This is a genomic window from Mycobacterium sp. NPDC003323, assembly GCF_053589535.1.
Genome location: NZ_JBSFSB010000005.1, coordinates 1 through 12,215, shown reverse-complemented (window position 1 = coordinate 12,215; position 12,215 = coordinate 1). Strand labels below are relative to the sequence as shown.

General features: G+C 68.2%; 12 protein-coding genes and 1 tRNA gene. 10 read left to right on the top strand and 3 right to left on the bottom strand.

Annotated features, from left to right (window positions below; genetic code table 11):
- The first annotated feature begins 38 nt into the window (after positions 1-38).
- The 7 genes from ACWDUN_RS14175 to ACWDUN_RS14145 all read left to right on the top strand — a co-directional run bounded on the left by ACWDUN_RS14175 (position 39) and on the right by ACWDUN_RS14145 (position 8,164).
- Positions 39-860 (top strand): CbiQ family ECF transporter T component, encoded by an 822-nt coding sequence (locus tag ACWDUN_RS14175; protein WP_449929589.1) that lies wholly within the window; start codon positions 39-41, stop codon positions 858-860.
- Positions 861-869: 9 nt separating this feature from the next.
- A complete protein-coding gene (locus ACWDUN_RS14170) occupies positions 870-2,384 on the top strand; it encodes a PucR family transcriptional regulator (RefSeq protein WP_449929587.1) in 1,515 nt (504 codons plus the stop codon).
- Positions 2,385-2,496: 112 nt separating this feature from the next.
- Positions 2,497-3,750, top strand: a complete 1,254-nt coding sequence (locus tag ACWDUN_RS14165; RefSeq protein WP_449929585.1) for an NAD(P)/FAD-dependent oxidoreductase — start codon at positions 2,497-2,499, stop codon at positions 3,748-3,750.
- A gap of 82 nt (positions 3,751-3,832) precedes the next feature.
- On the top strand, positions 3,833-4,300 hold the full coding sequence (locus ACWDUN_RS14160; RefSeq protein WP_449929583.1) for a GreA/GreB family elongation factor: 468 nt from the start codon (positions 3,833-3,835) through the stop codon (positions 4,298-4,300).
- Between the two features lie 25 nt (positions 4,301-4,325).
- Positions 4,326-5,843 (top strand): TldD/PmbA family protein, encoded by a 1,518-nt coding sequence (locus tag ACWDUN_RS14155; RefSeq protein WP_449929581.1) that lies wholly within the window; start codon positions 4,326-4,328, stop codon positions 5,841-5,843.
- Positions 5,840-7,210: a metallopeptidase TldD-related protein gene (locus ACWDUN_RS14150; protein ID WP_449929579.1), complete on the top strand. Its 1,371-nt coding sequence runs from the start codon at positions 5,840-5,842 to the stop codon at positions 7,208-7,210. Before ACWDUN_RS14155 ends, ACWDUN_RS14150 begins: the two co-directional genes overlap by 4 nt.
- A gap of 129 nt (positions 7,211-7,339) precedes the next feature.
- Entirely contained in the window at positions 7,340-8,164 is an 825-nt protein-coding gene (locus ACWDUN_RS14145) for a carboxymuconolactone decarboxylase family protein (protein WP_449929577.1), read from the top strand.
- Here the strand turns inward: ACWDUN_RS14145 and ACWDUN_RS14140 are convergent.
- Positions 8,154-8,531 carry a phage holin family protein gene (locus ACWDUN_RS14140; RefSeq protein ID WP_449929575.1) on the bottom strand — a complete coding sequence of 126 codons (378 nt, stop codon included), beginning with the start codon at positions 8,529-8,531 and terminating at the stop codon, positions 8,154-8,156. The two genes, ACWDUN_RS14145 and ACWDUN_RS14140, sit on opposite strands and share 11 nt — an antisense overlap.
- 69 nt (positions 8,532-8,600) lie before the next feature.
- Here ACWDUN_RS14140 and ACWDUN_RS14135 point away from each other — a divergent pair.
- Positions 8,601-8,674 (top strand) — tRNA-Ile (locus ACWDUN_RS14135).
- 168 nt (positions 8,675-8,842) lie between these two features.
- Positions 8,843-9,304, top strand: coding sequence for a YdcF family protein (locus ACWDUN_RS14130; protein WP_449929573.1), 462 nt, complete (start codon positions 8,843-8,845; stop codon positions 9,302-9,304).
- Here the strand turns inward: ACWDUN_RS14130 and ACWDUN_RS14125 are convergent.
- Positions 9,301-10,152, bottom strand: coding sequence for an SDR family NAD(P)-dependent oxidoreductase (locus ACWDUN_RS14125; protein ID WP_449929571.1), 852 nt, complete (start codon positions 10,150-10,152; stop codon positions 9,301-9,303). The genes ACWDUN_RS14130 and ACWDUN_RS14125 overlap by 4 nt on opposite strands.
- A 107-nt stretch (positions 10,153-10,259) precedes the next feature.
- On the opposite strand from ACWDUN_RS14125, the gene ACWDUN_RS14120 reads away from it, so the two are divergent.
- Positions 10,260-11,363: a DUF222 domain-containing protein gene (locus tag ACWDUN_RS14120; protein ID WP_449929569.1), complete on the top strand. Its 1,104-nt coding sequence runs from the start codon at positions 10,260-10,262 to the stop codon at positions 11,361-11,363.
- A 43-nt stretch (positions 11,364-11,406) separates the two neighbouring features.
- On the opposite strand, the gene ACWDUN_RS14115 is transcribed toward ACWDUN_RS14120, so the two are convergent.
- A partial coding sequence (locus ACWDUN_RS14115) for a transposase (protein ID WP_449929567.1) occupies positions 11,407-12,215 on the bottom strand: 809 nt, incomplete at its 5' end.

Here is a 12,215-nt window from a genome sequence, read left to right as displayed (position 1 = left end):
AGCACGGAATGCGGCACCCGAGCCTGCGAGGGGGCCGCATGAGTGAGCAGAAGCGCCCGCTGGTCCTGCTGCGGCCGGTGCCCGGCGACACGGTGATCCACCGGCTGTGGGCCGGCACCAAACTCATCGCCGTCGTCGCGCTGGCCGTGCTGATGGTGCTGTATCCGGGCTGGATCCCGATCGCCCTCATCACCGCGCTGCTGACGGCGGCGGTGCTGCTGGCGCGCATCCCGCGCGGCGCGTTGCCGACGATCCCGGGCTGGATCTGGCTGCTGATTCTGTTCGGCGGGGTGACGGCCGCGTTCGCCGGCGGCACGCCGATCGTCATGGTGTCCGGCCTGGAGCTCGAACTCGGCGGACTGTTGAAGTTCCTGCGGGTGACGGCGGTGTCGTTCGTGCTGCTGGGCATGGGCCTGCTGGTGTCCTGGACCACCAATGTCGCCGAAATCGCCCCGGCGGTCTCGACATTGGGCCGGCCGCTGCGCTGGCTGCGGCTGCCGATCGACGACTGGGCGGCCACCGTGGCGTTGTCGCTGCGGGCCTTCCCGATGCTGATCGACGAGTTCCGCATCCTCTACGCCGCCCGCCGGTTGCGCCCGCGCGAGGTGCCGGAATCGCGCCGGGAACGAGGCAAACAGGCGGTGTCGGACATGATCGATCTGTTGGCGGCCGCGGTGACCGTGGCGCTGCGCCGCGCCGATGAGATGGGTGACGCCATCACCGCGCGAGGCGGAGCCGGTCAGCTCTCCGCGGCCCCGTCGCGGCCCGGGTCCGCCGACTACATCGCGCTCGCCGTGCTGGTCGTCGTGTGCGGGGTCGCCGGTTATATCGAGGGATTCACCGTTTTGGCCACCACCTAGGCTGCACCGGTGATCACCTTGGATCGCCTGGTGAACGTGCTGGGCGGATACGGCGTGGTGGCCCGGCTGTGCGCGGTACCGCGCAGCACGGAGTTGCGCAGCGTCGTCGTCCCCGAGGGCACCGGCGATCACACCGCCGCCGGCGATGTGCTGCTGGCGATCGGATCCGCATCGGTGCGCGCGGCGCTCGGCTGGGCGGTCGCTGCGCGGGCCGCGGTGGTCCTGGTGCGCGATCCCGATCCGCCCGCCGACCTGCCCGACGGCATCGCCGTGCTGCTGGTCGAACCGGAGCTGTCCTGGAGCGAATTGGCGGCGGTGGTCTACGGGCTGGTGCTGGAGGGCCGGGAGACCGAATCGGGCCGCGGCCCGACGGATCTGTTCGCGCTGGCCGACAGCCTGGCCGTCGCGATCGGCGCCGCCGTCACCATCGAGGACCGGCACGCCCAGCTGCTGGCCTACTCACGCGAACAGGAGACCGCCGACGCGGCGCGCATCCACACCATCCTGCGCCGTCAACAGCCCGCCGAACTGCGGGATGCGCTGACCCGCCGGGGCGTCTTCGCCCACCTCACGGTGTCCGACGAACCGCTGTTCCTCGGCCCGGATCCCGATCTCGGGCTGTCGGGCCGCATGGTGGTCGCCGCCCGCGTCGGTCGCGAACTGCTGGGTTCGGTGTGGGTCAGCAGTGCCGCCGAATTGCGGGGCCCGGCGCTATCGGCACTGCAGCGCGGTGCCCGCACGGTGGCACTGCATCTGCTGCGTTCACGCGCCAGCGCCGATCTGGAGCGCCAGGTGGAATCCGAATCGGTGCAGCGCCTGCTCGACGGGACCGCCGATGCGGTGGCCGTGGCCAGCCGGGTGGGCCTGCCGTCGGGGCCGCTGCGGGTCATCGCGCTGCGGGCGCGGCTGCAACCGGAGCGGCACACCGCGCTGCTGGTGGCCTTCGAGCAGGCGACCGCCGGATTCGGGTGGTCACGGCCCGGTCGCAGCGCACTGTCGGACAACACCATCTACACGGTGCTGCCCGGCGAGCAGGTGGCTCCCGCGCGCACATGGTTGGCCGGACTGCGCGCGGCGCTGCCGGAGCAGGCGACGTTGGTCGCCGGTATCAGCGGGGTGGCCGAGGTGGGCGAGTTGGCCGCGGCCCGTTGGGAAGCCGACGAGTGTCTGGCGCTGCACGAGGCCGCGCCGTCCGCCGAGCCCCCGGCCTATGACGAATCCTGGGACGACCTGGTGTTGCAGCGGTTGCGGACGGCGGTCGACACCGGTCGCGGTCCCAGCCGCGGTCCGGTGACCGATCTGCAGCGCCATGACGCCGAACACGGCACGCCTTACGTCACGACGCTACGGGTGTGGCTGGAATCCCAGGGCGACCCGGTGCGGGCCGGGGCGGCGCTCGGCGTGCACGAGAACACCGTCCGGTATCGGCTGCGCAAGATGGCCGAGGTGACCGCGCTCGCCGTCGACGACCCGCGCAAGCGGCTGGCGATGATGATCGAGCTAGCCGCACTCGACCCCGACTGATTGTCGGGACGCGACAATCGGCCGGGTGTGAACTGTCGCGTTTCGCAACTCCTCCGTGTCCTGGGCCGCTGATGATGATCTCAGTGGGTTCACACGCGGAAGGGGGAAACACATGGTCGCGGTCGATCGCATGGACGGCGGGCCACGGCATGTCGTCGTGGTCGGAGCCGGCATCGTCGGCCTGTCCACGGCTTGGTTCCTCCAGGAGCGCGGCGTCGAGGTCACCGTCGTCGATCGCACCGGTCCGGCGGCCGGGGCATCGTGGGGTAATGCCGGGTGGATCTCGCCGGCGTTGACCATCCCGCTCAATCAGCCTGCGGTGCTGCGGTACGGCGTGCGCTCGATCTTCGATTCCGCGGCGCCGTTGTACGTTCCGCTGCGACCCGATCTGAGGTTGGCACGGTTTCTCGCGACCTTCGCACGGCATTGCACGGTCGCGTCGGCCGACCGGGCGATCCGTGCGAACCAGCCGCTGAACGCCGAATGCCAGGAGGCGTTCGACGTGCTCACCGGGAACGGAGTGGACGCCCCCGTCACCGAATCGGCGGTCACCGCGTTGTTCGAAACCGACGCGCAGGCCAGCGAACTGCGCACGGAGCTCGCCGCACTGCAGCGGGCGGGACTGTCGATGCAGCTTCGTGAACTCCGTGGCGACGCGCTGCGCGACGCCGTCCCGCTGGCCTCGGGTTCGGCGACCATGGCGGTGGCCGTCGACGGACAGCGATTCATCGATCCGGGACGTTTCGTGAAGGCCCTCGGGCGCGCAGTCGCCGAGCGTGGAGGAGCACTGCACACCGAACGGGTCACGGGCCTGACATCTCACGCCGACCGGGTGACCGTCCGCGGCGCCGGTGGCACGGAGTTCACCGGAGATGCCGTCGTGGTGGCCACGGGTGCCTGGCTGTCGGAACTCACGAAACCTCGGGTGCGGATGCCGGTCCGTGCCGGTCGCGGATACTCCTTCACCGTCCCGATCGACCACCCGATGCCCGGCCCGATCTACCTGCCGACGGTGCGGGTGGCATGCACGCCCTATCGGGGCGCGATGCGGGTGGCGGGCACCATGGAGTTCCGCGACCCCGAGGCGCCGATCGCCCCGGCGCGCGTGGACTCGATCGTCGCTTCGGCCTCCCGCCTGCTGGACGGCGTGCGGTGGGACGAACGGACCGATGTCTGGGTCGGACCGCGTCCGGTCAGCGCGGACGGTCTGCCGGTGATCGGTCAGGTGAACGCCAATGTCTATGTGGCCGGCGGTCACGGCATGTGGGGTCTGGCGCACGGCCCGGTCACCGGCCGGCTCCTCACCGAACAGATCACCACGGGCAAACAACCCGAGGCGCTACGCGCGTTCGACCCGCTGCGCTGAATCCGACTTTTCTCCCGTCGTCAGGGGCGGAGAGCGAAAGCCCGCCCCTGACGACAAACCACCGATACAAAGGAGTGCTCTGATGACGACCGCAACCCCGGTATGGCTCACCCCGGAGGCGCACGCGCGCCTGCTCGAGGAACTGGAGGTGCTGCGCGGGTGGACGCTGACCGGAGTCGACGGTGACGACAGCGACGCGGCGGACAGCAATGCCGTCGCGGTCCGCCGCGCGCAGCAGGGCCGCATCCAGCAGATCCACGACATGCTGGCCAGCGCCGTGGTGGGTGAGGACCCGCCCAACGACGGGATCGCCGAACTCGGCATGGTGCTCACCGTGCGCTACGAGGACACCTCCGACACCGAGACCTTCCTGCTCGGGGTGCGCGGCGCCGACTACGGCGATATCGAGGTGTATTCGGTGAAATCTCCACTGGGGGAGGCGATCAGCGGGGCGCGCACCGGTGAGCGCTGCCAGTACCGGCTGCCCAACGGTGACACCCAGGTCGTGACGCTCGTGTCCGCCGTGCCGTACGGCCTGCACACACGCTGAGATTCGGGCGGCTACCGTGGGGGCCGTGACAGCCCGCTCGATAGATCCCGACTTCCTCGCGTTACCCCGCAAAGCGCTGGCCGATGCCGCGCTGTCGGCGGCGCTGGCCGCCGGTGCGAGTTATGCCGACCTGCGCATCCACCGCGTCACGACCGAGAATGTGCAGCTGCGCGACGGCGCGCTGGAAACCGCTCAGGTCAGCCGCGAGGTCGGGCTGGCCGTCCGCGTCATCGTCGACGGCACCTGGGGTTTCGCCTCGCACGCCGAACTCGACGTCGACGTGGCCGCGCAGACCGCGCAGCGTGCGGTGCGGGTGGCGACCACGCTGGCACCGCTGAACGCCGAGCGCATCGAGCTGGCCGACGAGCCGGTCTATTCCGATCTGAGCTGGGTGTCGGACTACCGCATCGACCCGTTCAGCATCCCGGGCGCCGAAAAGGTCGCGGTGCTGGCCGACTACTCCGAGCGGCTGCTGGCCGCCGACGGCGTCGACCACGTCTCGGCCAGCCTGCAGGCGGTCAAGGAGCAGACCTTCTACGCCGACAGCTTCGGCACGTCGACCACGCAGCAGCGGGTGCGGGTGCAGCCGGTGCTCGACGCCGTCAGCGTCGACCCGGCGGTCGGGTCCTTCGAGACCATGCGGACTTTGGCGCCACCGACCGCGCGGGGCTGGGAGGCGGTCGTCGATCACGACGTGTGGGACTGGAACGCCGAACTGGCCGAAATGCCCGCGCTGCTCGCCGAGAAGATGAAGGCACCCAGCGTCACCGCCGGGGCGTGCGACCTGGTGATCGACCCGTCCAACCTGTGGCTGACCATCCACGAATCGATCGGGCACGCCACCGAATACGACCGGGCCATCGGCTATGAGGCGGCGTATGCGGGGACCTCGTTCGCCACCCCGGACAAGCTGGGCAGCATGCGGTACGGGTCACCGGTGATGAACGTGACCGCCGACCGCACCGTCGAATTCGGTTTGGCCACCGTCGGTTTCGATGACGAGGGAGTGCGCGCTCAGAGCTGGGATCTGGTGCGCGACGGTCTGTTCGTCGGATATCAACTGGATCGGGTGTTCGCGCCGCGCCTGGGTGTCGGCCGGTCCAACGGCTGCTCGTATGCCGACTCCGCCCACCACGTGCCCATCCAGCGGATGGCCAATGTGTCGCTGCAACCCGGCACCGACGACCTGTCGACCGCCGATCTGATCTCGCGGGTGTCCGACGGCATCTATATCGTCGGCGACAAGTCGTGGTCCATCGATATGCAGCGCTACAACTTTCAGTTCACCGGACAGCGCTTCTTCCGGATCCGCAACGGGCGGTTGGACGGGCAGTTGCGCGATGTCGCCTACCAGGCCACCACGACCGACTTCTGGGGCTCGATGGAGGCGGTGGGCGGGCCGTCGACGTGGCGCCTCGGCGGCGCCTTCAACTGCGGCAAGGCCCAACCCGGGCAGGTCGCCCCGGTCAGCCACGGCTGCCCGTCGGCCCTGTTCCGCGGCGTCAATGTCCTGAACACCCAAGCAGAATCGGGCCGCTCATGATCGCGCCACAGCAGGTTGTCGACCAGGCACTGGCCGAGGCGGCCCGACGCGGCGGCGCCGACGAGACCACCGTCATCGTGACCGACCGGGCCGATGCGTCGCTGCGCTGGGCCGGAAACTCCATGACCACCAATGGCGAATCCATCGGGCGCAGCACCACCGTCATCTCGGTGCTGCGCCGCGGTGCACAGGCGCATGTCGGGTCGGTCAGCACCACCGAGGTCGATCCGGCGGCCATCACCGCACTGGTGGCGGCGTCCCAGGACGCGGCGGCCACGGCGCCGGCGGCCACCGATGCGGCGGCGGCCCTGCCGGCCGCGGCGGCACCGGCCGACTGGGACGCGCTCTCGCCGACCACCGGCACCGACGTGTTCGCCGACGTGGCAACGGGTTTGGTGCGCGGGTTTCGCGGATCCGATCAGCTGTACGGCTATGCCCGACACATCCTGGAGACCACCTACGTGGCCACCTCCGGTGGACTGCGTCGCCGCTACACGCAACCGACCGGGTCCGTCGAGATCAACGCCAAGCGCGGCGGCGCCAGCGCCTGGGCGGGCGTCGGAACCCCCGATTTCGTGGGCGTGTCCACCGATGCGCTGCTGGAGGATCTGTCGCTGCGGCTCGGTTGGGCGCAGCGGACCGTGGATCTGCCGGCGGGCCGGTACGAGACGTTGATGCCACCGTCGACCGTTGCGGACATGCTGATCTATCTGAGCTGGAGCATGGACGGCCGCGGTGCGCAGGAAGGGCGCTCGGCGCTGTCGGCGCCGGGCGGGACCCGGGTGGGGGAGAAGCTCACCGATCTGGGCCTGACCATGTATTCCGATCCGGCCGCGCCGGGCCAGGAGTGCCAACCGTTCGTCGCGGTGCCGAGTTCCTCGGAGCAGGTGTCGGTGTTCGACAACGGGATGGACATTTCCCGGGTGGACTGGCTGCGCGACGGCGTGATCAACGCGCTGTCCTACCCGCGGGCGGCCGCCGCGGAATTCGGTGCGCCGGTGGCGGTTCCGGCGGACAACCTGTTGATGACGGGTGGTTCGGCATCGCTGGCGGACATGATCGCCTCGACCGAACGCGGGCTGTTGCTGACCACGCTGTGGTACATCCGCACCGTCGATCCGGCGGTGCTGCTGTTGACCGGGCTGACCCGCGACGGGGTGTACCTGATCGAAGACGGCGAGGTGACCGCCGCGGTGAACAACTTCCGGTTCAACGAGAGCCCGCTCGATCTGCTGCGCCGCGCCACCGAGGCCGGGATCAGTGAGCCGACGCTGCCGCGGGAATGGGGTGACTGGGCGACCCGGGCGACCATGCCGTCGCTGCGGATACCCGACTTCCACATGTCCTCGGTCAGCCAAGCCCAATAACCTTTCCCGGCGAGCGTGCGTGTCTGCGGGCTGACACACCGCGTTTCAGGCGGAGTTTGCGCACGCTCGCGGGAGAACCGGATTCGGTAATCGCCCGTCGCGACGCCGTCCAGGGCGGATACTGCGGGTGTGCTCGATAATCTGACCGGCCTGATCGCGCTGTCCCCGAACGGCCTGAGACGCTTCAACATGCTGCTGCGCACGGTGTGCGCCCGGGCGCTCGGTCTGGAGCCGCTGCCCTACGAAGATCCGGCGGTGCCCGCCGCTGCCGCGGAGACCGAGCCGATGGTGGTCGAGTTCGCCGAACAGTTCAGCACCGACGTCACCGGAATCTCGGCCGAGCAGCGGTCGGCGTTGGTGGCGGCGTTCGGCGCCGAGGTGCTCAGCGTGACGGCGCTGATGTTCATCGCCGACTTCGTGCCGCGGGTGCGGGCCGGCCTCGACGCGTTGGGGGTGGGTTTCGCCGACCCAGGCGGCTGGGACCACACGACCCATCCGGCCGATGCGCTGTTGAACACGTTCACCGGTGCGGTCGGGGCGATGCGGGGGCTGGATCCGCTGACCACCGAGATCATCCGGTTGCGCGGCGCGGTGGCGCACAACTGCCGGCTGTGCCGGTCGCTGCGGGAATCGACTGCACTGGATGCCGGTGGTTCGGAGTCGATGTACGACGACATCTCGGGCTACCAAAGCTCCGATCAGCTGACCGAGGCGCACAAGGCGGCGCTGGCTTATGTCGACGCGCTGATCTGGACACCGTCGGCGGTCGACGAGGCCGCCGCCGTTGTGCTGGAACATTTCTCGACCGAGCAGGCGGTCGAGATCACGCTGGACGTGATGCGCAACGGCACCAACAAGATCGCGGTCGCGCTCGGCGGGGACGAACCCCGGGTGTCCGAGGGCTTCGAGATCTACCAGCTCGGGGTCGACGGGCAGCCGGTGTTCAGTTCGTAGCCTTCTTCTTCAGGACCAGCATCGGCAGCACCAAGGTGGCGACCGCGGTGACCAGCCACACCATCACGGTGGCGGCGATCCACGACCCGATGCCGCGGATGCTCAGACCGCTGGAGAACAGCGAGGCCAGAAATAGTGCGGCGAATGTGGACACCAGCCCGATGCCGCCGAGGAAGGCCGACGCGTAGCGGGTCGCCATCTTCAGGAAGAACGGCGACAGGATCGCCTGCGCGACGGTGAAGACGACGACGGCGGTGAGGAATCCGAGTGGGCGCACCGTCATGCCGGATACCAGCCAGGACGCGACCAGCAACCCGATGGCCGATGAGCCCAGGAACACCGCGATGCGCAGCAGGAATCTGATCACCGACCGAGCGTAACCGCGGTGCGGGGTGCGCGAGGGCGCTGTGCGAACATAGGTGCCGCGCAGTGCGCCGGGGCGGTAGCTCAGTTGGTCAGAGCCGGGGACTCATAATCCCTTGGTCGCGGGTTCGAGCCCCGCCCGCCCCACTTCACGACGGACGGTCCCCGCGCCGCTGTGGTCGAATGGTGGGGATGAACTTCCCGCGGGTATGGCAGACCGGTGCCGCGGCGGCCCTCGTCGGGCTGTTCGGTTGGGCGGAGTGGAAGACCTGGCGCGCGTCCCGGGACCTGGTGGTGGACACACCGCGGGGCCGGGTGGGTGTGCTGGTGCTGGGGTGCCCGCAATCGGTCGTCGATCGATGGCGGGTGCGCATTGCCGTGCGGTCGGTGGACCCGCAGCGCGCCCTGTTCGTCTTCTCCGGCGCCGCAGTGCACACGCCGATCTCCGAGGCGAAGATGATGGCGGACTATGCCGTCGGGGTGCTGGGGGTGCCGCCGGCGAACGTCGTGATCGAGGATCGATCCACCACCACCGTCGAAAACGTCGTGAACTCAGCGGAAGTCCTGGCCGATTGTGCTGTGGTCATGGTCGCGTCGAACACGCTGCATGCGCAGCGCGCACGGCGCATCATGCACGACGAAAACCCGCAGCTGGCAAGCCGTTTGGTCCAGGCGCGCGACTACATTCCCTTCGAGTGGGGCCCGCTGCACCTGCTGTTGATCGTGTTCGAGTGGTATCGGGAATGGCGCGTCCGGAAGCGAAACGCAACGTCCTAGGCGCCATCCTGCTTCCCGAGCCCCTTGGCCTGGAACCGCCCGATCGACATCACCGCGCGCCGGCGCGACATCAGCCGGGTCTGCGCCAGCAGGAACAACCGGTTCGGCAGACTGGGCACCAGCATGTGCTTGCGACCCACCGCCCCGAGGACCCGGCGCACCACGTCGGGCGGTTCGGAGATCAGCCATTGCGGATAGGTGTCGAACATGTCGCCCTGGGTGTTCATCAGGCCGCCGACCATCACCAGCACGTCGACCCCGCTGCCGAGCATCTCGAACCACAGGGCCTCACCGAGACAGATCTGGAACGCCTTGTTCGCGCTGTAGGCACCGGTGAACGGACTCGACGTCAGCCCGACGCCCGACGACACCAGGATGATCGCCCCTCGACCTCGCGTCCGCATCTGATTGCCGAACACGTGCACCAGATCCGTGTAACCCCTGGCGTTGATATCGATCATGCGGCGGTGCACGTCCAGTGGCATGTCCAGGATGCGTGGCGTATCCGGCGGGGTGAACATGTGGTTGCACACCAGCACATCGACCACGAGACCCTCGGCGGCGCGCACGATCTCCTGAATCGCATCGGGATCAGCCATATCGCAGGGCACTGCGCGCACATCCACACCGAAATCCACCCGCAATTCGGCCGCTCGCGCCGCAAGCTCCTCCGCCAGCACGTCGACCAGGATCAGGTTGAGGCCCTCGGCCGCAAGCTGTCGCGCGAAGGCATATCCCAGACCGACATCACGCGCGGCGCCCGTCACCAACGCCCAGCCACCGCGGTACCGGCTGATACGCGATCGGCGTAGCGGCGTCAACCGACCACGGATCACCGGCGTACGCACCGTGCGGCCCTCCTGACGTTCATGAGATAGCAGTGTGCGCGACGCGCCCCGTCCTGCGACGGCTTTGGGCGAATCTACTTGTCGGACCTCCTCTTTAGGATGGTGATATGCCTCCTCCGACAACGCCGTACGCGGCTCATGTGGTCGATGCGGTGTCGGATCGGTTGTTGCGGTTGTATGACGAGGCCGCTGAGCTGATCGGCCAACGCAACGCCGTGGATGGTCGGTTGGTGGAGATCGTGGCCGAGATCGATGGCGGGGCGGGTCCGTCGCTGTGGGGTCATACCGGGTGTCGATCGTTGGCGGAGTTGGTGGCGTGGCGGTTCGGTATGTCACCGCGCAATGCCGAGGTGGTGGTGGCGATCGCGCAGCGTTTGGAGGTGTTTCCCCGGCTGGCTGCGAGTCTGCGGGAGGGGCAGTTGTCGATCGATCAGTTCGGGGTGATCGCCGAGCATGCCGCCGATGGCTCCGATGAGCACTATGCCGAGTTGGCCAAGACCGCCACGGTGACGCAGTTGCGGACCGCGGTCAAGCAGGAACCGCGCCCGCAGCCGGAGCCCGAGGGGGAGCCGAAGCGGTCGTTTTCCAGCTGGGAGCGTGACGGGTACACCACCTACAAGATCCGGTTGCCGAAGTTGGAGGCGGCCAAGGTTGATGCCGCGCTGGCCTCACACAAGGACGCGTTGGTCGCGGACTGGACGCGGGACCGCGAGGCCCAGCAGGTGCGTGAGGCCGCCACCGACCGGGTCGAGGTTGATACGGGGTTGCCGGCTGATCCGGCGGCGCCGTTCCCGGACAATGTGGATGCGTTCATGAGTGTGATCGAGGCCGGCTGGGATGCCGATGTGGCGGCGCGCCCGCATGGTGCGCGCACCACGGTGGTGGTGCATTATGACGCCGACAAGCGTTCGGCGGCGCTGCATTTGGGTCCGGTGCTCTCTGATGCGGAGCGTCAGTTGTTGCTTTGTGATGCCACGTGTGAGGTGTGGTTGCAGCGTCACGGTGTTCCGATGGGGGCGGGTCGGGCCACGCGCACGATCAGTCGGCGGTTGCGTCGGGCGTTGGAGCATCGGGACCCGACGTGTCGGGTGCCTGGGTGTGGGGCCACGCGTGGGTTGCATGCGCATCATCTGGTGCATTGGGAGCATGGCGGGGCGACTGAGCTGGACAATTTGATCTTGTTGAGGGTGTCGCATGAATCCGTGGCGTAGCGGTTGCGCTGGTGGGTGGTGATTGTGGATGGGGCCGCTTCGGTCAGGCAGGTGCGTGCTGGAGTTTGAGCAGATTGTGGACTGTGCAGATGAGGCGCCATTCGCTGTGTACTCCGGCATGGCCGCGGAGGGAGAATTTGCGGAATCCGAGGTTGGCTTTGATGTTGCCGAAGACAGGTTCGATGCTGACGCCGCGTTTACGGTAGATCTTGGCGTTTTCTGGTTGAGCAAGTTTGTCGTTCATAGCATTCCGAGCGATCGCTGGGTCGATGACGCCGTCCTGGACGTGTGCGAGCATCGTTTTGACTCTCGCCGGTGAGACACCGAGTTGGTCACTGGCGGCCCGTCGCGATATCTCACCGGCAGCGAGGCGTTCAATGACCGGAATCCATTCCTGGGGTTGCGGTTCGGCGCTGCGAGTGATGAGTTGTCCGTTTCGACCGAAGTATCGCTTGGTCATATCTCGCACCCATGTGTAGGAGACGCCAAGGATCGCACCGGCCTGGCGTTGGGAAAGCTCACCACGGTTCACCTTGGCCAGCACGGCCAACTTGTCGTCATCGGGCTTGTTGTCCCTGCGCCACGCAGACTTTCGCGTCGCGATCAACACCTCAGCACCCACATCAGCGGTGCCGTTAGCGCTACTCCAGTACCCCGCATCGGCGACGAACGTTCCAGTCCCGCCGAGGTGTCCGGCCTGCGCGAGATTGGCGGTCACCACGGCGGTCATGGGCACGAACTGGGTTTGGTCATTGGTGGCGTTAGTGATCTCAGCAGCGACCACGATATGCCCGGTTGTCGCGGCCGCTTGCGCGTTGTAACCCTGCAGCACACCTTTAGAAGCCTGCGGAA